This window comes from Streptomyces sp. NBC_00005 (assembly GCF_045160215.1).
Classification (GTDB): domain Bacteria; phylum Actinomycetota; class Actinomycetes; order Streptomycetales; family Streptomycetaceae; genus Streptomyces.
The window spans coordinates 3093412-3114882 of record NZ_CP108316.1 but is presented as its reverse complement, the minus strand read 5'-3'; the positions used below and the strand labels follow the sequence as shown (position 1 = coordinate 3114882).

Below are 21471 nucleotides of genomic sequence, written 5' to 3'. Positions count from 1 at the left end.
CCCACCTTGTTCCTGACCCTCACCACCACCGGCACCCCAGAACGCCCGGCCACCGATCTAGGCTTCCTGCTGCACAAGCATCCCGACAAGGCGCAGGCGTTCTCCACGTCCTACGGCAAGGCGCACGTCCTCTACCCCGAGGCGGACGCCGAGCGCTGCACGGCGGCGCTCCTGCTGGAGGTCGACGCGGTGGCGCTGGTGCGGCGGGGGAAGGGCAAGGGCCGCGGCGGGGCCCCCGACGCGGCGCTCGCCCAGTACGTCAACGACCGCCCGTACGCGGCCTCCTCGCTGCTCGCGGTGGCGCTGAGCGCTGTCTTCTCCAGTGCGATGAGGGGCGTGTGCAACGCCCGCCCCGAGCGCGCCGCGCAGCCGCTGCCCCTGCGCATCGAGGTGCCCGCGCTGCCCGCCCGGGGCGGCCCCGAGCTCGTACGACGTCTCTTCGAGCCGCTGGGCTGGGCGGTCACCGTCGAACCGGTCGCGCTGGACGCCGAGTTCCCCGAGTGGGGCGAGTCGCGGTACGTGCGTCTCGTCCTGGAGTCCGAGACGCTGACCCTCGCCGAGGCCCTGCGTCATCTGTACGTCCTGCTGCCGGTCCTCGACGACGCCAAGCACTACTGGGTGTCGCCGGACGAGGTCGACAAGCTGCTGCGGGCCGGCGAGGGCTGGCTGCCCGCGCACCCGGAGCAGAAGCTGATCACCAGCCGCTACCTCTCGCGCCGCTGGTCGCTGACCCGCGAGGCGATGGAGCGGCTGGAGCTGGTTCGGCTCGCGGAGGCGGACGACAGCGAGGTCGAGGACATCGACAACGCCGTCGAGGCGGAGACCGAGGCGGAGGAGAAGCCCACACCGCTCGCCGTGCAGCGGCGGGACGCGATCATCGCCGCGCTCCAGGAGTCCGGCGCGGCCCGCGTCCTCGACCTGGGCTGCGGGCAGGGGCAGTTGGTGCAGGCGCTGCTCAAGGACGTGCGGTTCACCGAGATCGTCGGTGTCGACGTGTCGATGCGCGCACTGACCATCGCCTCCCGGCGGCTCAAGCTGGACCGCATGGGGGAGCGGCAGGCCTCGCGCGTCAAGCTCTTCCAGAGCTCCCTCGCCTACACCGACAACCGCCTCAAGGGGTACGACGCCGCCGTGCTCAGCGAGGTCATCGAGCACCTCGACCTGCCACGGCTGCCCGCCCTGGAGTACGCGGTGTTCGGCGCGGCCCGCCCGCGCACGGTCCTCGTGACCACCCCGAACGTCGAGTACAACGTCCGCTGGGAGTCCCTCCCGGCCGGCCACGTCCGGCACGGCGACCACCGCTTCGAGTGGACCCGCGAGGAGTTCCGCGCCTGGGCGGGGTCGGTGGCCGAACGGCACGGGTACGGCGTGGAGTTCGTACCCGTCGGACCGGACGACCCCGAGGTCGGACCGCCCACCCAGATGGCCGTGTTCGTGCTGAAGACCGAGAAGCCCGAGAAGACCACGGTGACCGGGAAGACCGCGACGGCGACCGAGAAGAACGACAAGGAGGCGAAGGCAGCATGACCGAGGCAGCAGAGAACACAACAGAGCGCAAGGGACGGGTTCTTCCCGTCACCGACCTCTCCCTCGTCGTCCTCGTCGGCGCCTCCGGCTCCGGCAAGTCGACCTTCGCCCGCCGGCACTTCAAGCCGACCGAGGTGATCTCCTCCGACTTCTGCCGCGGCCTGGTCTCCGACGACGAGAACGACCAGAGTGCCACCCGGGACGCCTTCGACGTCCTGCACTACATCGCGGGCAAGCGCCTCGCCGCCGGCCGCCGCACCGTCGTCGACGCCACCAGCGTGCAGCAGGACTCCCGGCGGCAGCTGATCGAGCTGGCCAGGCAGTACGACGTGCTGCCCATCGCCATCGTGCTGGACGTGCCGGAGGAGGTGTGCGCCGAGCGCAACGCGGGCCGCACCGACCGGGCCGACATGCCGCGCCGGGTCATCCAGCGCCACATCCGCGAACTCCGCCGCTCGGTAAGGCACTTGGAGCGCGAGGGCTTCCGCAAGGTGCACATCCTGCGCGGTGTGGAGGACATCGAGAACGCCTCCGTCGTCACCGAGAAGCGCTTCAACGACCTCACCCACCTCACCGGCCCGTTCGACATCATCGGCGACATCCACGGCTGCGCCTTTGAACTGGAGTCGCTGCTCGGCAAGTTGGGCTACGACGACGGCGTGCACGCCCAGGGCCGCACCGCCGTCTTCGTCGGCGACCTCGTCGACCGCGGCCCCGACAGCCCGGCCGTACTGCGCCGCGTGATGTCGATGGTCGGGTCGGGCAACGCGCTGTGCGTTCCCGGCAACCACGAGAACAAGTACGGCCGTCACCTCAAGGGCCGCAAGGTCCAGCACACCCACGGCCTCGCCGAGACCATCGAGCAGATGGAGGGCGAGAGCGACGAGTTCCGTGCGCAGGTAAGGGAGTTCATCGACGGGCTCGTCAGCCACTACGTCCTCGACGGCGGCCGCCTTGTCGTCTGCCACGCCGGCCTGCCCGAGAAGTACCACGGCCGCACGTCCGGCCGGGTCCGCTCGCACGCGCTCTACGGCGACACCACCGGCGAGACCGACGAGTTCGGGCTGCCGGTGCGCTACCCGTGGGCGGAGGACTACCGAGGTCGGGCGGCGGTCGTCTACGGTCACACTCCCGTCCCCGACGCCACCTGGCTCAACAACACCATCTGCCTGGACACGGGCGCCGTCTTCGGCGGCAAGCTCACGGCGCTGCGCTGGCCGGAGCGGGAGCTGGTCGACGTACCGGCCGAGCAGGTCTGGTACGAGCCGGCGAAGCCGCTGCGGACCGAGGCGCCCGGCGGGCAGGACGGCAGGCCGCTCGACCTGAACGACGTGCACGGCCGCCGGGTCGTGGAGACCCGGCACACCGGCCGGGTGGCCGTCCGCGAGGAGAACGCGGCGGCGGCCCTGGAGGTCATGAGCCGCTTCGCCGTCGACCCGCGCCTGCTGCCGTACCTCCCGCCGACCATGGCGCCGACGGCGACCTCGCACGTCGAGGGCTACCTCGAGCACCCCGTCGAGGCCTTCGCGCAGTACGCGGCGGACGGCGTCGCGCGGGTCGTGTGCGAGGAGAAGCACATGGGCTCGCGGGCGGTGGCATTGGTGTGCCGGGACGCGGAGGCGGCGCGCAAGCGCTTCGGGGTCGATGGACCAACCGGGGCGCTGTACACCCGTACCGGACGGCCGTTCTTCGACGACGAGTCGGTGACGGAGGAGATCCTCGGCCGCGTCCGCACGGCGATCGGCGAGGCCGGCCTCTGGGACGAACTCGCCACGGACTGGCTTCTGTTGGATGCCGAGCTGATGCCGTGGTCGCTGAAGGCGTCCGGGCTGCTGCGCTCGCAGTACGCGGCCGTCGGCGCCGCGTCGGGCGCCGTGTTCCCGGGTGCGCTCGCCGCGCTGGAGGGCGCCGCGGCGCGTGGTGTCGAGGTGGCGGACCTGTTGGCCCGCCAGCGTGAACGCGCCTCGAACGCCGCCGCGTTCACCGACGCGTACCGCCGCTACTGCTGGACGACGGAAGGCCTGGACGGCGTGCGCCTGGCGCCCTTCCAGATCCTGGCCGTCCAGAGCCGCAGCCTCGCCGGCCTTCCGCACGACGAGCAACTCGCCCTGCTGGACCGGCTGGTGGAGCACGACGGCAGCGGCCTGCTGCAGACCACCCGGCGGCTCTACGTCGACACCGGTGACCCGGAGTCGGTGCGGGCCGGCGTCGACTGGTGGCTGGAGATGACCGGCCGCGGCGGCGAGGGCATGGTCGTCAAGCCGCTCGGCGCGCTGCTGCGCAGCGAACAGGGCCGGCTGGTGCAGCCCGGCATCAAGTGCCGGGGCCGCGAGTACCTGCGGATCATCTACGGTCCGGAGTACACACGCCCCGACCACCTCGTCCGCCTGCGCGGCCGCTTCCTGAACCACAAGCGGTCACTGGCGATCCGCGAGTACGCCCTCGGCCTGGAGGCCCTGGACCGGCTGGCGGAGGGCGAGCCGCTGTGGCGGGTGCACGAGGCCGTGTTCGGGGTCCTGGCGCTGGAGTCGGAGCCGGTGGACCCACGGCTTTGAGCCAATCGTGAGCCGTGTTCACACAAGCTCCATGGAACCCTTGTGTCCCACACGTAACCCCGCCTAACTTGAACAGCCTTGCCAGTCAGGGCAGTTCGAGGAGGGCGGGGTACCCCGTGGAGATCAAGAAGGTAGTCGTCCGCGAGGAAGAGAAGACCAACCGGCAGCCGCGCATCGTGGAGAAGCGGCCGACCCGCTGACCGCGCGACGGACGGGCATGCGCGTCCACCTGGTGACCATGCCCTGGCATCCGATCGATCTGCCGTCGCTGCAGGTGGGCCTGTTGCACGCCCTGGTCTCGCGCACCCGTCCGCAGGACGAGGTGCGCGAGTTCCACGGTTCGCTGCGCTGGGCGGAGTTCCTGCTGGAGCACTCCGGCGGGCGGCTGCGGCCGGGCGACTACGTGCGGGTCGGCAGCGACTCGATCTTCCACGGCCTCGGCGACTGGGTCTTCTCGGGAGTGCTCTACGACGACCCCCACTGGGGCACCGCGCGGCTCGCGGACTACGCCGTCCGGCACGGGATCGACGTCGACGCGGCGTGCGAAATGCGCGCGTACGCGGCCGACTTCATCACCGAGTGCGCGGCCGCGGTACTCGCCGACGAGCCCGACGTGGTCGGTTTCACGACCACCTTCATGCAGAACGTGTCCTCGCTCGCGCTGGCCCGCGAACTCAAGCGCCGCCGCCCGGAGTTGGCGGTCGTCTTCGGCGGCAGCAACTGCGACGGCCCGATGGGGCACGCCCTGCACCGCAACCACCGGTTCGTGGACCACGTGGTGCGCGGCGAGGGGGAGTACGCCTTCCCCGCCCTCCTCCGTCACCTCGACGAGGGCACGCCCCCCGCGGACGTACCGGGCCTGTGCTGGTGGGACGGCGAAGTGCCGCGCGCCAACGCCGAATCGCGGCGCACCGTGGCGCCCGCCGACATCCCCTCACCCGACTACGACCAGTGGCAGACGGAGCTCGACGCCTCCGCGGTCGCCGAGTACGTGCACCCCAAGCTCGTCGTCGAAGGGGCGCGCGGCTGCTGGTGGGGCGAGAAGCACCACTGCACCTTCTGCGGGCTCAACGGCTCGGCCATGACCTTCCGCGCCAAGCCCGGCGAGCGCCTGTGGTCGGAGGTCGACCGCCTCGTCCGCCGGCACCGCATCCTCGACGTCGTCACCGTCGACAACATCATCGACATGGCGTACTTCAAGGACTTCCTGCCGCGGGCCGCCGCGAGCGGCTGGGACCTGCGCATGCACTACGAGGTCAAGTCCAACCTCACCCGCGAGCAACTGGCCCTCCTCGCCGACTCGGGCACCGTGCACATCCAGCCGGGCATCGAGAGCCTGGGCAGCAGGGTCCTCGACCTGATGGACAAGGGCGTCACCGGCGCCCGCAACATCCGCACCCTCCGCGAGTGCGAGAACCACTCGCTCACCTGCTCCTGGAACCTCCTCTACGGCTTCCCTGGCGAGAGCGCCGACGACTACACCGGCGTCGTCGACCAACTCCCCGCGCTCGTCCACCTCCAGCCGCCGAGCGGCGCCCACCGCATCCAACTCGAGCGGTTCAGCCCCCATTTCAACGACCCCGGCCTCGGCTTCGGCAAGCGCGGCCCGGCCGAGATGTACCAGCACGTCTACGACCTGCCCGAGGGCGAACTCGCCGATCTGGTCTACCTGTTCGACACGGAGGACGCCGGTCTCGTGGGCGAGCCCGAGGCACGGCTCCAGCAGGCCGTCGAGGCCTGGCTGCTCGGCCACCCCGGCTCACGGCTGACGCTGACCGAGGACGGCGACGCGCTTGTGGTCCACGACCGACGGCACGGCTGGCCGAGGCGCACCCACCGGTTCACGGGCTGGCAGGCGGCCGCCCTGCGCCGGCTGGAGGACGGGCGCACCGGTGCGGCACTGCACCGCCTGCTCACCGAGGACGGCCACCGGATGTCCGCCGACGCGCTCGACGACTGGCTCCAACAGGCCCTGGAACTCGGCCTGTTGTTCCGCGACGGACGGACCTGTGTCTCCCTGCCCACCTGGGGCGAGCCGGTGCGGATGGACGACGGCGCCGTGACCGGCCCTTCGGCGGGGTATGTCTACGGGATGCTCTACCACCGGCGCGGCCCGGACTTCGTCACCGTCATGGACCGCCGAAACAGAGGTACATCGGCCCGCTACATCCTCGACGACCCCGACCTGCTCTCGACCTTCGACACCCTCCAGGTCCGCACCCCACTGGACGAGTTGACCGACGTGCAGCGCGAGGCGGCCGCACTCCTGGCCGGTGAGGGGCTGGTCCGGCTGACCGACGGCTGGGCGGTGTCGCTGCCGCCGCGGATCGGACGCTGGCCCGTGCCCTGCACCGGAATCTGACGGGTGACCGTCCCGCCCGACGGTCGCCCGCTGCGCCGGCACCGCCCCTTCGTCCTGCTGTGCGTGGAGCAGACGGCAGGCTCCGTCGGCCGCCAGATCACCGCGCTCGCCCTCACCCTGCTGGCCGTGACCGTCCTGGACGCCGGACCGTTCGCCGCGTCCGCGATCCTGGCGCTGACGTATCTGCCCGGGGCGGTGCTGAGCCCGTTCGCCGGAGTGCTGGTCGACCGCGTACGCCTGCGCCGGCTGCTCGTCCTGGCCACCTCCCTCCAGGCCCTGGTCGTCGGCTCCGTCCCGCTCGCCCGGGCCGCCGGGCACATCACCTGGCCGCACCTCTACGCGGTCGCCGCGGTCTCCGGCACCCTGACCTTCACCCTCAGCATCGCCCTCCAGACGGCGCTGCCCCGAGTCGTCGCCCCCGACCGGCTGCTCGCCGCCAACTCCGTGCTGACCGGCGCCCGTACCGTGGGCCAGATCGGCGGCCCGGCCCTCGGCGGCGTCCTCGTCGGCCTCACCGGCACCGGCCCGGCGCTCGTGGTCGGCAGCGCCGCGTACGCCGTGGAGGCGCTGGTGCTGTTCGCCCTGCCCGCCGCCCTCGACACCCGGGCCGCACAGCGCGACGCCCCCGGCACCTCGCCGACTGCCGTCCTGAGAGCGGGACTCGACGTCGTACGCCGCGAACGGCCGCTGTTCCGGATGGTGCTGGCCGGCGCCGGGCTCAACCTCGGCAGTGGAGCGGCGGCCGCGCTCTACGTGCTGTATACGAGCCGCGAACTCCACCTGCCCTCCTGGCAGTTGGGCATCACCTACGCCACGTTCAGCGCGGCCACCGTGCTCGGCATCGTGGTGGCCAAACGGTTCGGCGAGAGCCTGGGGCTGTGGCGGGCGACGAGGATCTGCGGACTGGTGGCGGGCGCCGCGGGCTTCCTGGTCCCGGCGGCGTCCGCCGGGCCCGCCTTCCCGCTGCTGATCGCCTACCAGGTCTCGTACGGCCTCGCCGTCACCGTCTGGTCCATCTCCCTGACCACCCTGCAGCAGCTGATCGCGCCCGCCGGTCTGCAGGGCCGCGTCGCGGGCTTCAACCAGGCGGTGCTTCTGGTGACGGTGCCGGTCGGCGCTTTGGGCGGCGGGGCGCTGGCAGGGGCGCTGGGGAACGTACCGGTCCTGGTGGCGTCCGCCGTGATTGCCCTGGTCTCCGGCGCGACGCTGTGGGCGCCGATGCGGGCGGAGCAGCAGACGGGACAGGCGCTCCCGCTGACCGACCAGGCGCAGCGAGGTCCAGGCGGCCGGTGACGACCGCCGGGCGCAGCGGCTCTTTATCGTCGCGAGGACGAAAACAAGAAGACGAAGAAACCGCCGACCCGCGGGTCAACAGGCCGCCCGGTGGTCAGGATGGAGGCATGGGAATGCATGTCGACTCCGAGGCCGGGCGGCTGCGCCGCGTCATACTGCACCGGCCCGATCTCGAGCTCAAAAGGCTCACGCCCAGCAACAAGGACGCCCTCCTCTTCGACGACCTGCTCTGGGTGCGCCGGGCACGCGCCGAGCACGACGGGTTCGCCGACGTCCTGCGCGACCGAGGGGTCACCGTCCACCTCTTCGGCGACCTGCTCACCGAGGCCCTGGAGATCCCGGCGGCCAGAACCCTCGTCCTGGACCGGGTCTTCGACGAGAAGGAGTACGGCGTCCTCGCCACCGACCACCTCAGAGCCGCCTTCGAGAACCTGCCCGCGCCGGAGCTGGTGGAGGCGCTCGTGGGCGGCATGACCAAGCGCGAGTTCCTGGCCGCGCACGCGGAACCGACCTCCGTGCGCTTCCACGTCATGGACCTCGACGACTTCCTCCTCGGCCCCCTCCCCAACCACCTCTTCACCCGCGACACCTCCGCCTGGATCTACGACGGCGTCTCCATCAACGCCATGCGCTGGCCCGCCCGGCAGCGCGAGACGGTCCACTTCGAGGCGATCTACCGCCACCATCCCCTCTTCCGTGACGAAACGTTCCGCGTCTGGTCCGAGGGGCAGGCCGACTACCCGTCCACCATCGAGGGCGGCGACGTCCTCGTGATCGGCAACGGCGCCGTCCTGATCGGCATGAGCGAGCGCACCACGCCCCAGGCCGTCGAGATGCTCGCGCACAAGCTGTTCGACGCCGGTTCCGCCCAGACGATCGTGGCCCTCGACATGCCGAAGCGGCGCGCCTTCATGCACCTCGACACCGTGATGACGATGGTCGACGGCGATACCTTCACCCAGTACGCGGGCCTCGGCATGCTCCGCTCGTACACCATCGAACCGGGCGTCGGGGACAAGGAACTCAAGGTCACCGACCATCCGCCGGAGCACATGCACCGGGCCATCGCCGCCGCCCTCGGGCTGAGCGAGATCCGCGTCCTGACCGCGACCCAGGACGTGCACTCCGCCGAGCGCGAGCAGTGGGACGACGGCTGCAACGTCCTGGCCGTCGAGCCGGGCGTCGTCGTCGCCTACGAGCGCAACGCCACCACCAACACACACCTGCGCAAGCAGGGCATCGAGGTCATCGAGATCCCCGGCAGCGAACTGGGCCGGGGCAGGGGCGGCCCGCGCTGCATGAGTTGCCCGGTCGAACGTGAGGCCGTATAGATCGAACGTGAGGCTGTATAGAAATGCAAAACTTCGTATAGAGTTCCAGGGTATTTGTTCCCGCATTCCTGGAGTGCCCCGTGGCGACAGTCCCGACCGCCCTCGCCGGCCGTCACTTCCTCAAAGAGCTCGACTTCTCCGAGCAGGAGTTCCTCGGTCTGATCGAGCTGGCCGCCGAGCTGAAGGCAGCCAAGAAGGCCGGGACCGAGCCGCAGTACCTGCGGGGCCGGAACATCGCGCTGATCTTCGAGAAGACGTCGACGCGCACGCGCTGCGCGTTCGAGGTCGCCGCCGCCGACCAGGGCGCCTCGACGACGTACCTCGACCCGTCGGGCTCACAGATCGGGCACAAGGAGTCCGTGAAGGACACCGCGCGCGTGCTGGGCCGGATGTACGACGGGATCGAGTACCGCGGGCACGGCCAGGGCGTCGTCGAGGAACTGGCCGTGCATGCCGGGGTCCCCGTCTACAACGGGCTCACCGACGAATGGCACCCCACCCAGATGCTGGCAGACGTGCTCACCATGACCGAGCACACCGACAAGCCGCTGACCGGGACGGCCTTCGCCTACCTCGGCGACGCCCGCTACAACATGGGCAACTCCTACCTGGTCACCGGTGCCCTGCTCGGCATGGACGTGCGTATCGTCGCGCCCCGGCTGCTGTGGCCGGACGAGACGATCGTGGAGGTGGCCCAGCGGCTCGCCGCGGCCTCCGGCGCCCGGATCACTCTCACCGAGGACGTGAAGGAGGGTGTGCGTGGCGTCGACTTCATCGCCACCGACGTATGGGTGTCGATGGGTGAGCCCAAGGAGGTCTGGGACGAGCGCATAGCGCTCCTCGGCCCCTATGCCGTGACCATGGACGTCCTTCGTGCCACCGGCAATCCCGACGTGAAGTTCCTGCACTGTCTGCCGGCCTTCCACGACCTCGGCACCGACGTCGGCCGCGAGATCCATGCGCGCCACGGGCTCACCGAGCTGGAGGTCTCCGACGAGGTGTTCGAGTCCGAGCACTCCGTGGTCTTCGACGAGGCCGAGAACCGGATGCACACGATCAAGGCGGTCCTGGTCGCGACGCTGGCGTGAGCCGTCGGAGCCCCAGGGAAGCGATCACGCCGAACGGCGCTGTTCAGGCATCACCGGCAGCCGGAACCACACGGCCTTGCCCGACGTGGTCGGCCGGTGTCCGCAGGACGAGCTGAGCGCACGGATCAGCAGCAGCCCGCGCCCGTGCTCCTGCCACGGGTCGGGCTCCTTACCGTTCGGCCTGGTGAGACCGAAGGGCGGCACCGGGTCGGGGTCGTGCACCTCGACCCGGCAGCCGCTCGGCAGCAGCTCCACCACGAGTTCTATGGGGGAGTCCCCGACGGTGTGTTCCACGGCGTTGGCGACCAGCTCCGCCGTGAGCAGTTCCGCGGTGTCGCAGTCGGCCCCGTGGTTCAGCTCGGCCAGCGCCGTGCGCACGAGTGCGCGGGCCACGGGCACGGCCGCGACGGAATGCGGCAGCGCGATGCGCCAGGAGGCGGAGGCAGAGGGGCGATCTTGCAAGGCGGGTCCGTTCATGAGCAGGCTGTCCTGCTTTCAACCTTATGAAATGGTACGGCGCCGCCCGGCAGAGGCGTCCGACGGGCACCGTACGCGGGACCTTCGGCCCCGTTGATGGGCGGCTTACCCGTAGCAACGGCTTGCCTCGCGCGGCCGTGCCCGCCGTTACCGGCCTATCGCCGAGCCGTGACGGATGTGACCGGTCCAGGTCAGATCCGCGGTGATGTCCGCAGCCGCAGCCGGTCTGCTCCATCGCGCCTATCGCGCCCTCGTGACGACAGTCACGGATGGGTGATAAATTCCAAGGGTAGAGCTCAGTGAGGCAGTGCCCGCCCCCCGAGGAGGTCGCACGTCATGAGTCCCTTCACCGGCTCCGCCGCTCGCACCTCCGAGTGGCGGCACCTGCGCGTCGAGCACGCCGACGGGGTCGCCACGGTCACCCTCGCCCGCCCCGAGAAGCTCAACGCGCTCACCTTCGGGGCCTACGCCGACCTGCGCGACCTGCTCGCCGAGCTGTCCCGCGAGCGGTCCGTGCGCGCCCTGGTGCTGGCCGGCGAGGGCCGCGGCTTCTGCTCGGGCGGCGACGTCGACGAGATCATCGGCGCGACCCTGTCCATGGACACCGCCCAGCTCCTCGACTTCAACCGGATGACCGGCCAGGTCGTGCGCGCCGTACGCGAGTGCCCGTTCCCGGTGATCGCGGCGGTGCACGGCGTGGCGGCAGGCGCGGGAGCGGTCCTCGCCCTGGCCGCGGACTTCCGCATCGCCGACCCGACCACCCGCTTCGCCTTCCTCTTCACCCGCGTCGGCCTCTCGGGCGGCGACATGGGCGCGGCCTACCTCCTGCCGAGGGTTGTCGGCCTCGGCCACGCGACCCGGCTGCTGATGCTGGGCGACCCGGTCCGCGCCCCAGAGGCGGAGCGCATCGGCCTGATCAGCGAACTGACGGACGAGGGCCGGGCGGACGAGGCCGCACAGACGCTGGCCCGCCGCCTGGCAGACGGCCCGGCCCTGGCGTACGCCCAGACGAAGGCCCTGCTGACGGCGGAACTGGACATGCCCCTGGCGGCCTCCGTCGAACTGGACGCCTCGACCCAGGCCCTCCTCATGAACGGCGAGGACTACGCGGAGTTCCACGCGGCCTTCACGGAGAAACGCCCTCCCAAATGGAGGGGACGGTAACCATGAATCCCCTACGAGTCGCGGTCATCGGCGGCGGCCCCGGAGGCCTGTACGCAGCGGCGCTGCTGAAACGCCTCGACCCGTCCCGAGAGATCACCCTCTGGGAACGCAACGCCCCGGACGACACCTTCGGCTTCGGCGTCGTCCTCTCCGACGAGACCCTGGGCGGCATCGAACACGCCGACCCCGTGGTCTACGAGGCCCTGCAGAAGCACTTCACCCGCTGGGACGACATCGACATCGTCCACCGCAACACCCGCCAGACCTCCGGAGGCCACGGCTTCGCAGCCCTGGGCAGAAAGCGCCTCCTGGAGATCCTGCACGAGCGCTGCCGCTCCCTCGGCGTGGAACTCCGCTTCCGCTCCGAGGCCCCGTACCCCGCCTGGCTCACGGAGGCGTACGACCTCGTCATCGCCGCCGACGGAGTCAACAGCACCACCCGCGAGGCCTACGCCCATGTGTTCCGCCCCCATGTGGCCACGCACCACTGCCGCTATATCTGGCTTGCCGCCGACTTCGCCTTCGACGCCTTCCGCTTCGAGATCGCCGAGACCGAGCACGGCGTGATGCAGCTGCACGGCTACCCCTATGCCCCCGACGCGTCCACCGTGATCGTCGAGATGCACGAGGACGTGTGGCGGTCGGCCGGCTTCGAGGAACTCGACGAGACCGAGTCCGTCGAACGCTGCGCCAAGATCTTCGCGGAAGCACTCCACGGCCGGTCCCTGCGCTCCAACAAGTCCGCGTGGACCACCTTCCGCACGGTCGTCAACCAGCGCTGGTCCCACGGCAACGTGGTCCTGCTCGGCGACGCCGCCCACACCGCCCACTTCTCCATCGGCTCCGGCACCAAGCTCGCCGTCGAGGACGCCCTCGCGCTCGCCGCCTGTCTGGAGGAACAGCCCTCCCTGGACAAGGCGTTGGCCGCCTACGAGGAGGAGCGGCGCCCCGTCGTCGCCTCCACCCAGCGCGCGGCCCGCGCCAGCCTGGAGTGGTTCGAGAACCTCGGCCTCCATCTCGACCAGCCGCCCCGCCAGTTCGCCTTCAACCTCCTCACCCGCAGCCGCCGCGTCACCCACGACAACCTCCGTCTGCGCGACGCCCGCTTCACCGGCGCCGTGGAGCGCGAGTTCGGCTGCCCGCCCGGTACGCCCCCGATGTTCACGCCGTTCCGGCTGCGCGGTCTGACCCTGCGCAACCGGGTCGTGGTCTCGCCCATGGACATGTACTCGGCCACCGAGGGCGTCCCCGGCGACTTCCACCTCGTCCACCTGGGCGCACGGGCGCTCGGCGGGGCGGGGCTGGTGATGACCGAGATGGTGTGCGTGAGCCCTGATGGCCGCATCACCCCGGGCTGCGCCGGCCTCTACACCGGCCGGCAGGGCGAGTCCTGGAAACGGATCACCGACTTCGTCCATGCGCAGTCGCCCGGCACCGCGATCGGCGTGCAGCTCGGGCACTCCGGCCGCAAGGGCTCGACCAAGCTGATGTGGGAGGGCATGGACGAGCCGCTGGAGGACGGCAACTGGCCGCTGACGGCCGCCTCATCGCTCCCCTACAAGCCGGACAGTCAGACCCCGCGCGAGCTCACCCGCGCCCAACTCACCGATATCCGGGAGCAGTTCGCCGCGGCCGCCTGGCGGGCCGCCCGCGCCGGTTTCGACCTCCTCGAACTCCACTGCGCCCACGGCTACTTGCTCTCCGGCTTCCTCTCCCCCCTGACCAACCGGCGCACCGACGCCTACGGCGGCTCGCTGGAGAAACGTCTCCGCTTCCCGCTGGAGGTCTTCGACGCCGTACGCGGGGTCTGGCCCGAGGAGAAGCCCATGACCGTCCGCATCTCCGCCACCGACTGGACCGAGGGCGGCACGACGGCCGAGGACGCCGTCGAGATCGCCCGCGCCTTCGTCGCGCACGGCGTCGACGCGATCGACGTGTCGACCGGGCAGGTCGTGGCCGAGGAGCGGCCGGAGTTCGGGCGGTCGTACCAGACGCCGTACGCGGACCGCATCCGTCACACCGTCGGCGTCCCCGTGATCGCGGTCGGCGCGATCTCCTCCTGGGACGACGTCAACTCCCTGATCCTGGCCGGGCGTACGGACCTGTGCGCACTCGCCCGCCCCCACCTCTACGATCCCCACTGGACCCTGCACGCGGCCGCCGAACAGGACTACGCCGGTCCGGGCGTCGCCTGGCCGGCCCCGTACGGCGCGGGCAGCCGCCGCCCCCAGACCGGACGCACGGACGCCCCCAAGCCCCGCCTGACACTGGGGACTTGAGGGCGTACCGGGGCGGACGCGCTACGACAGCTCGACCATGCCGGCGGTCAGCGTGGCGCCGTCGGCCGGGTCGACCAGGATGAACGCACCCGTGCGGCGGGAGACCGCGTAGTCGTCGAGGGCCAAGGGCTCGGCGGTGCGCACGGTGATCCGTCCGAGGTCGTTCACGCTCAACGCGGCGGCTCCGGCGAGGTCCTTGACGATCGCCTTGACGGTGCGGGTGGTGTGCCGGAGCAGCACGCGGTCGCCGACCCGCAGCGGGCGGTCGGCCAGGTGGCAGACGGCCGCCCGGACGTCCTGGGTGAGAGCCGGAGCCTCGGCCCCCGACGAGATCATGTTGCCGCGGGAGACGTCCCGTTGGTCGGCCAGCCGCACACTGATCGACTGAGGTGCGTGTGCCTCCTCCTCGGGGATCCCGAGCACGTCGATGCCGGTGATCTCGGAGGTCTCGCCGGACGGGTGGACGGTGACGCGGTCACCGACCCGCAGTGCACCGGACACCAACTGACCCGCGTAGTAACGGACTTCACCGTGCCGGATGACGTACTGCACGGGGAAGCGGGCCGGGGCGGCGGACGCCGCGTCGGTGCCGACGGGTACGTTCTCCAGGAACTCCAGCAGCGCCGGACCCGTGTACCAGTCCATGTGCGCCGAGCGGTCCACGACGTTGTCGCCGACCAGCGCGGAGACCGGGATCGGCGTGAAACCGGGCAGCCCCAACTCCGCGGCGTGGCCCGCGAAGTCCTCGGCGATGCGCTCGAACTCCCTCTCCTCGTACCCGACCAGGTCCATCTTGTTGACGGCGAGGACCACGTGCGGCACGCGGAGCATCGCGGCCACGGCGGCATGGCGCCGCGTCTGCTCGACGACCCCGTGGCGGGCGTCGACCAGGATGATCGCCAGCTCGGCGGTGGAGGCACCCGTCACCATGTTGCGGGTGTACTGCACATGGCCGGGGGTGTCGGCGAGGATGAACCGCCTGCGCGGGGTGGCGAAGTAGCGGTAGGCGACATCGATGGTGATGCCCTGCTCGCGCTCGGCCCGCAGGCCGTCGGTGAGGAGGGCGAGGTCGGGGGTGTCCTGGCCGCGGTTGCGGGAGGCGTGCGCGACGGCCTCCAACTGGTCGGTGAGGACCGACTTGGAGTCGTGCAGCAGCCGTCCGACGAGAGTCGACTTCCCGTCGTCGACGGAACCCGCGGTGGCGAACCGGAGCGTGTCCACGGTCATGACTAGAAGTACCCCTCGCGTTTGCGGTCTTCCATCGCGGCCTCGGACATCTTGTCGTCGGCACGCGTCGCGCCGCGCTCGGTGAGCCGGGAGGCGGCGATCTCGGCGATCACCTTGGCGATGGTGTCGGCCTCGGAGTCCACGGCACCGGTGCAGGACATGTCGCCGACCGTGCGGTAGCGCACCTGCCGCTTCTCGACGGTCTCGCCGTCCTTGGGCCCGCCCCACTCACCGGCGGTCAGCCACATGCCGCCCCGCCGGAAGACCTCGCGGTGATGGGCGTAGTAGATCTCCGGCAGTTCGATCCGTTCGCGGTCGATGTACTGCCACACGTCCAGCTCGGTCCAGTTGGACAGCGGGAAGACGCGGACGTGCTCGCCGGGCGCGTGCCGGCCGTTGTAGAGGTTCCACAGCTCGGGCCGCTGGCGGCGCGGGTCCCATTGCGAGAACTCGTCGCGGAGGCTGAACACCCGCTCCTTGGCGCGGGCCTTCTCCTCGTCCCGGCGTCCGCCGCCGAAGACGGCGTCGAACTTCTCGGCCTGGATCTTCTCGGTGAGCGGCAGGGTCTGCAGCGGGTTGCGGGTCCCGTCGGGACGTTCGCGCAGCACACCGCGGTCGATGTAGTCCTGTACGGAGGCCACATGGAGGCGCAGCCCATGTGCGGCCACCACACGGTCCCGGTACTCGAGCACCTCGGGGAAGTTGTGTCCGGTGTCCACATGCAGCAGCGAGAAGGGGACGGTCGCGGGAGCGAAGGCCTTCAGTGCCAGGTGCAGCATGACGATGGAGTCCTTGCCGCCGGAGAAGAGGATCACCGGCCGCTCGAACTCGCCCGCCACCTCGCGGAAGATGTGCACCGCCTCGGACTCCAGCGCGTCCAGGTGGGAGAGCGTGAAGCCGGTGGTCGTCGCGCTCACACCAGCCCCCGCTCCGCCAGCACCGCGTGCACGGCGTCCGCCGACTCCGGGGGCGTCTGGAGCTGCGTCGGCAGTACGAGGTCCGGGTCGGCCGGCGGCTCGTAGGGGTCGTCGACGCCCGTCAGCCCCCGCAACTGCCCCGCGGCCTGCCGGGCGTACAGCCCCTTCACGTCCCGCTCGCTGCACACCTCGACCGGGGTGGCGACATGCACCTCGATGTACGGCGTCGAGCTGGCCTCGTGCCGCTTGCGTACCGCCTCACGGCTGTCCGCGTACGGCGCGATGACGGGGACGACGGAGAGCACGCCGTTGCGCGCGAGGACCTCGGAGACGAGGCCGATGCGCTGCACATTGGTGTTGCGGTCCGCCCGGGAGAAGCCGAGGCCCGCGGAGAGGAAGCGGCGTATCTCGTCGCCGTCCAGGACCTCCACGCGATGTCCCTCGGCCTTCAGGCGTTCGCCGAGGAGGCGGGCGATGGTCGTCTTGCCCGCGCTCGGCAGTCCGGTGAGCCAGACGGTGGCTCCCTGAGCCCTTGCCGTGGTGGTCATGCGCAACAGTCCTCATTCCTTACCTGGCGACGGCCCGCCGAACGCTAGGTAAGAAACTTGAGAAGAGGGACAGAACAAGCTGAGGGTTGCGTGAGTGACATCTGATGTGGCTGAGGTCACACGCCAGCGAACTCGGCCCCCGCGTCCCTGAGCCGCTCGTGCAGGTCCCGGAAGACGCCGGCCGAGCGGACGCCGGGCCAGTCCTCGGGGAGGAGCCGGGCGGGCAGGCCGGGGTCGGCGTAGGGGAGGTGGCGCCAGGAGTCGAGGGCGAGGAGGTAGTCGCGGTAGGCCGCCTCGGGCGGGGTGTCCACCCGGTGCTCCCACTCGTGCAGCACGGGCGCGTGGCGGTCGAGGAACGCCTCGTGCTCCTTGGCGATCGCGGCCAGGTCCCACCAGCGGGCGACGGCCTCCCCGGTCGCCGCGAACCCGAGGTGCTCGCCGCGGAACAGGTCGACGTACGGGTCGAGGCGCAGCCGCTGGAGGGTGTGCCGGGTCTCCTCGTAGAGCCGGGCGGGAGCGATCCACACCCCGGGCGTCGCCGTGCCGAAGCCGAGTCCGGCCAGCCGCGAACGCAGCACATGCCGCTTCTGCCGCTCCGACTCCGGCACCGAGAACACGGCGAGTACCCAGCCCTCGTCCTCGGGCGGCGCCGTGGCGTAGATGCGCCGGTCGCCGTCGTCGAGCAACTGGCGGGCGTCGGTGGACAGTTCGTACCCGGCCGCGCCCTGCAGCGTTCGGGCCGGCAGCAGCAGCCCGCGGCGTTTGAGGCGGGAGACCGAGGAGCGCACGGAGGGCGCGTCCACGCCGACCGCGGCCAGCAGCCGGATCAGTTCGGCGACGGGCACGGGGCCCGGCGCGAAGCGGCCGTACGCGCCGTAGAGCGTGACGATGAGAGACCGTGGTGCATGCTGGTCGGACACGTTGATCATCTTAGGTCGTCGGCATCAGTGCTGGTCACCTTCGGTGTCACGTTCGACGGCACCTTCGGCGTTCCGTTCGGTGCGCAACCTGAAGCGCTGCAGCTTGCCGGTCGCCGTGCGCGGCAGCGCGTCCAGGAAGACGATCTCGCGGGGGCATTTGTAGGGCGCCAGTTCGGACTTGACGAAGCCGCGCAGGGACTCGGCGTCCCGCTCGGCGCCCTCCTTGAGGACGGCGTAGGCCACGACCACCTGCCCGCGCGCCTCGTCGGACCGGCCCACGACGGCCGCCTCCACCACGTCCGGGTGCCGCAGCAGGGCGTCCTCGACCTCCGGTCCGGCGATGTTGTACCCGGCCGAGATGATCATGTCGTCGGCGCGGGCGACATAGCGGAAGTAGCCGTCGCTCTCGCGGACATAGGTGTCGCCGGTGACGTTCCAGCCGTCGCGCACATAGACGCGCTGCCGCGGATCGGTGAGGTAGCGGCAGCCGACCGGCCCGCGGACGGCGAGCAGCCCCGGCTCCCCGTCGGGCACGGGCTCTCCGTTCTTGTCCTGTATGCGCGCGTGCCAACCCGGTACGGGCACGCCCGTCGTCCCGGGCCTGATGTGCTCGTCGGCCGCGGAGATGAAGATGTGCAGCAGCTCGGTGGCGCCGATGCCGTTGATGATCCGCAGCCCGGTCCGCTCGTACCAGGCCTGCCAGGTGGCGGCGGGCAGGTTCTCGCCGGCGGACACGCAGCGGCGCAGGGACGAGATGTCGTACGCGTCGAGTTCGTCGAGCATCGCGCGGTAGGCCGTCGGGGCGGTGAACAGGACGGAGACCCGGTGCTCGGCGGCGGCCGGCAACAGCTGTTTGGGGTGGGCCTGTTCGAGCAGGAGGGCGCTGGCGCCGAACCGCATCGGGAACACGACGAGCCCGCCGAGTCCGAAGGTGAAACCGAGCGGGGGACTGCCCGCGAAGACGTCGTCCGCACGGGGTCGCAGCACATGCTTGGCGAAGGTGTCGGCTATCGCGAGCACATCACGATGGAAGTGCATGCACCCCTTGGGGCGACCGGTCGTGCCGGACGTGAACGCGATCAGCGCGACGTCGTCGGCCGCCGTGGCGACGGTCGGATACGGGGTGTCGGGCGCCGTGCGGCGCAGGAGGTCGTCGGGGGCGTCGCCGCCGTACGTCGTGATCCGCAGTCCGGGAATCTCGGCCTTCGCCAGGTCGTCGACGGCCCGTATGTCGCACAGCGCGTGCCGGACCAGTGCTATGTCACACATCACCGCCAGCTCGTGCGGCCGCTGCTGGGCCAGCACGGTGACGGCGACCCCGCCCGCCTTCAGCACGGCCAGCCAGCAGGCCGCGAGCCAGGGCGTGGTCGGGCCGCGCAGCAGGACGCGGTTGCCGGGGAGGATGCCGAGGTCGCGGGTGAGGATGTGCGCGAGGCGGTCGACGTGGGCGCGGAGCTCGCCGTACGTCCAGGAAGGGCCGGCGGGGGTGTGGAACACCGGGCGGCCCGGGTCGGCGTGGTCCAGGAGTTCGGCGGCGCAGTTCAGCCGATCGGGGTAACGGAGCTCCGGCAGGTCGAACCGAAGTTCTGGCCAGTCTTCGGGCGGCGGGAGGTGGTCGCGCGCGAAGGTGTCGACGTGGGCCGAGACGTTCATGGCGGTGCGCCCCCTTGCCGTTTTGGGCGTCGTGGTGGGCTCGCGTGTCGAGCGTATCGTGTTGGTGACGACAGTCAACGGTGCGCGATAACGTCGTGGGGACCTGCCGAGAGAGGGGACCAGCAATGCCCGCATTCTCGCTCGATCCGGCACAAACCGCCTGGTGTGCCGAACTGTGCACCCTCGCGGCCGAACGGCTGCGCCCGCTCGCGGAGAAGGGCGAACCGGGTCACGTCAACCGCCCGCTGGTCGCCGAGCTCGGTCAACTGGGCCTCCTGGCCCGCCTGTTCACCTCCGGCGCCCTCGACCTCTGCCTGATGCGGGAGTCGCTCGCGTATGCCTGCACGGAGGCGGAGACGGCGCTCGCGCTGCAGGGGCTGGGCGCCCATCCGGTCCATGCGCACGGCACGCCGGCCCAGCGCGAGCGCTGGCTGCCCCGGGTCGCGGACGGCACGGCGGTGGCCGCCTTCGCCCTGAGCGAGCCGGGAGCGGGCTCGGACGCGGCCGCCCTGGACCTGCACGCGGATCCGGAGACGGGGTCTGCCGACCCACGAGCCATCGGACCCGATGGCTCGCGCTCCGCCGTGTCGTCCAGTGCAGAGCCCGGCGGCACGCCTTCCACCGCCCCCGTCACCGCCGACCCCGACGGCCGTTCCCGCTGGCGCCTCACCGGGGAGAAGTGCTGGATCTCCAACGCGCCCGAGGCCGACTTCTACACCGTCTTCGCCCGCACCACCCCCGGCGCCGGCGCCCGTGGCGTGACCGCCTTCCTCGTGCCGGCCGATCGCCCGGGGCTCACCGGTACGGCCCTCGACATGCTCTCGCCGCACCCCATCGGCGCCCTCGACTTCGATGCCGTACCCGTCACGGCGGACGACGTGCTCGGTGAGCTCGACCGTGGATTCCGGGTCGCCATGGGAACGCTCAATCTGTTCCGCCCCAGCGTCGGCGCGTTCGCGGTCGGCATGGCACAGGCGGCACTGGACGCGACCCTCGCTCACACCGCCCAACGGGACGCGTTCGGCGGCAAGTTGAAGGATCTGCAGACCGTCGGCCACCAGGTCGCCGAGATGGCGCTGCGCACCGACGCGGCCCGCCTCATGGTGTACGCGGCGGCGGCGTCGTACGACGAAGGTGCCCCGGGTGTCCCGAAGCGCGCGGCGATGGCGAAGCTGATCGCCACCGAGACCGCGCAGTATGTCGTCGACAAGGCCGTCCAGTTGCACGGCGCCCGAGCCCTGCGCCGCGGCCATCTCCTCGAACACCTCTACCGAGAGGTGCGCGCCCCGCGTATCTACGAGGGCGCGAGCGAGGTCCAACGCGGCATCATCGCCAAGGAGTTGTACGCCGACCTGGAGGCACCGCAGTGAGCACCGAGCGCGTCAACCCGCCCGACCTCTCCCCGCCCACCGGCTTCTCCCACGCAGTCGTCGCGACCGGCAGCCGCGTCGTCTTTCTCGCCGGCCAGACCGCCCTCGACGCCGACGGCAAGGTCACCGGCGACACCCTGCCCGAGCAGTTCGAGCGAGCCCTCACCAACCTGCTCACCGCCCTGCGCGCGGCCGGCGGCACCCCCGCCGACCTCGCCCGCGTCACCGTCTACACCACCGACGTCGCCGCATACCGCACCCTGGCTCCCGAACTGGGCCGTCTCTGGCGGGAGTTGGCGGGCCGTGACTACCCGGCGATGGCGGTCGTGGAGGTCGTACGCCTGTGGGACGAAAAGGCGATGGTGGAACTCGACGGGTTCGCCGTACTGCCCTAGGGCCCGTGCGATCAGGCGGCGATGGCCAGTCGCTCGACGGGCACCCGGTGCGGCCCGACGGCTTGGCCGTCGGGCGTCAGCTCACCCGTGTCGTCGAACATGATCGCGCCGTCGCACAAGAGGCTCCAGCCCTGCTCGGGGTGGGCGGCGACGACGTGCACGAGGTTGCCGTCGAAGGACGGGGTCGAAGACTGGTGGGAACACATGGCGCACCTCCACGTCGGTCGGGGCCGTCCGTTCGGTCCCTGTGGATAAGACCATCCTCCCGTCGCGAACTCATCGGAACGGCCGGTCGTGAAGCGTGACAACACGCGGACAACACCCGGACGGTTCCACGACCGTCGATGCGGACTCGCCACCGAGTG

At 71.0% G+C, this 21471-nt stretch carries 18 protein-coding genes; 11 read left to right on the top strand and 7 right to left on the bottom strand.

What is annotated here, in order from left to right:
* Positions 1–6 precede the first annotated feature (6 nt).
* The 7 genes from OG303_RS14420 to argF all read left to right on the top strand — a co-directional run bounded on the left by OG303_RS14420 (position 7) and on the right by argF (position 10156).
* Positions 7–1527: a 3' terminal RNA ribose 2'-O-methyltransferase Hen1 gene (locus tag OG303_RS14420; RefSeq protein ID WP_405868547.1), complete on the top strand. Its 1521-nt coding sequence runs from the start codon at positions 7–9 to the stop codon at positions 1525–1527.
* Positions 1524–4082, top strand: coding sequence for a polynucleotide kinase-phosphatase (locus OG303_RS14415; RefSeq protein WP_405868545.1), 2559 nt, complete (start codon positions 1524–1526; stop codon positions 4080–4082). Before OG303_RS14420 ends, OG303_RS14415 begins: the two co-directional genes overlap by 4 nt.
* 68 nt (positions 4083–4150) lie before the next feature.
* Positions 4151–4282, top strand: a complete 132-nt coding sequence (locus tag OG303_RS14410; RefSeq protein WP_405868544.1) for a hypothetical protein — start codon at positions 4151–4153, stop codon at positions 4280–4282.
* A 17-nt stretch (positions 4283–4299) separates the two neighbouring features.
* Positions 4300–6444, top strand: coding sequence for a RiPP maturation radical SAM C-methyltransferase (locus OG303_RS14405; protein WP_405868542.1), 2145 nt, complete (start codon positions 4300–4302; stop codon positions 6442–6444).
* Positions 6445–6447: 3 nt separating this feature from the next.
* Positions 6448–7737 (top strand): MFS transporter, encoded by a 1290-nt coding sequence (locus OG303_RS14400; RefSeq protein WP_405868540.1) that lies wholly within the window; start codon positions 6448–6450, stop codon positions 7735–7737.
* Between the two features lie 107 nt (positions 7738–7844).
* Positions 7845–9068: an arginine deiminase gene (locus tag OG303_RS14395; protein WP_405868538.1), complete on the top strand. Its 1224-nt coding sequence runs from the start codon at positions 7845–7847 to the stop codon at positions 9066–9068.
* 80 nt (positions 9069–9148) lie between these two features.
* Positions 9149–10156 (top strand): ornithine carbamoyltransferase, encoded by a 1008-nt coding sequence (gene argF, locus OG303_RS14390; protein WP_405868536.1) that lies wholly within the window; start codon positions 9149–9151, stop codon positions 10154–10156.
* Positions 10157–10180: 24 nt separating this feature from the next.
* Here argF and OG303_RS14385 read toward each other — a convergent pair whose 3' ends face one another.
* Positions 10181–10633: an ATP-binding protein gene (locus tag OG303_RS14385; protein WP_405868534.1), complete on the bottom strand. Its 453-nt coding sequence runs from the start codon at positions 10631–10633 to the stop codon at positions 10181–10183.
* Positions 10634–10969: 336 nt separating this feature from the next.
* Here OG303_RS14385 and OG303_RS14380 point away from each other — a divergent pair, with 336 nt between their 5' ends.
* On the top strand, positions 10970–11797 hold the full coding sequence (locus tag OG303_RS14380; RefSeq protein ID WP_405868532.1) for an enoyl-CoA hydratase family protein: 828 nt from the start codon (positions 10970–10972) through the stop codon (positions 11795–11797).
* Positions 11782–14076, top strand: a complete 2295-nt coding sequence (locus tag OG303_RS14375; RefSeq protein WP_405868530.1) for a bifunctional salicylyl-CoA 5-hydroxylase/oxidoreductase — start codon at positions 11782–11784, stop codon at positions 14074–14076. Before OG303_RS14380 ends, OG303_RS14375 begins: the two co-directional genes overlap by 16 nt.
* A gap of 21 nt (positions 14077–14097) precedes the next feature.
* On the opposite strand, the gene OG303_RS14370 is transcribed toward OG303_RS14375, so the two are convergent.
* The 5 genes from OG303_RS14370 to OG303_RS14350 all read right to left on the bottom strand — a co-directional run bounded on the left by OG303_RS14370 (position 14098) and on the right by OG303_RS14350 (position 19341).
* Positions 14098–15303 (bottom strand): sulfate adenylyltransferase subunit 1, encoded by a 1206-nt coding sequence (locus OG303_RS14370; protein WP_405868528.1) that lies wholly within the window; start codon positions 15301–15303, stop codon positions 14098–14100.
* Between the two features lie 2 nt (positions 15304–15305).
* On the bottom strand, positions 15306–16220 hold the full coding sequence (gene cysD, locus OG303_RS14365; protein WP_405868526.1) for a sulfate adenylyltransferase subunit CysD: 915 nt from the start codon (positions 16218–16220) through the stop codon (positions 15306–15308).
* On the bottom strand, positions 16217–16768 hold the full coding sequence (gene cysC, locus OG303_RS14360) for an adenylyl-sulfate kinase (RefSeq protein WP_405868524.1): 552 nt from the start codon (positions 16766–16768) through the stop codon (positions 16217–16219). Before cysC ends, cysD begins: the two co-directional genes overlap by 4 nt.
* Before the next feature lie 116 nt (positions 16769–16884).
* Positions 16885–17697 (bottom strand): PaaX family transcriptional regulator C-terminal domain-containing protein, encoded by an 813-nt coding sequence (locus tag OG303_RS14355; RefSeq protein WP_405868522.1) that lies wholly within the window; start codon positions 17695–17697, stop codon positions 16885–16887.
* Positions 17698–17712: 15 nt separating this feature from the next.
* A complete protein-coding gene (locus OG303_RS14350; protein WP_405868520.1) occupies positions 17713–19341 on the bottom strand; it encodes an AMP-binding protein in 1629 nt (542 codons plus the stop codon).
* Between the two features lie 125 nt (positions 19342–19466).
* Here OG303_RS14350 and OG303_RS14345 point away from each other — a divergent pair, with 125 nt between their 5' ends.
* Together OG303_RS14345 and OG303_RS14340 are read left to right on the top strand one after the other, a co-directional pair.
* On the top strand, positions 19467–20711 hold the full coding sequence (locus OG303_RS14345; RefSeq protein ID WP_405868518.1) for an acyl-CoA dehydrogenase family protein: 1245 nt from the start codon (positions 19467–19469) through the stop codon (positions 20709–20711).
* Entirely contained in the window at positions 20708–21106 is a 399-nt protein-coding gene (locus tag OG303_RS14340) for a RidA family protein (RefSeq protein WP_405868516.1), read from the top strand. The genes OG303_RS14345 and OG303_RS14340 overlap by 4 nt, the downstream gene beginning before the upstream one ends.
* Before the next feature lie 11 nt (positions 21107–21117).
* Here the strand turns inward: OG303_RS14340 and OG303_RS14335 are convergent, their stop codons facing one another.
* Positions 21118–21312: a DUF5999 family protein gene (locus tag OG303_RS14335; protein WP_405868514.1), complete on the bottom strand. Its 195-nt coding sequence runs from the start codon at positions 21310–21312 to the stop codon at positions 21118–21120.
* Between the last annotated feature and the right edge of the window lie 159 nt (positions 21313–21471).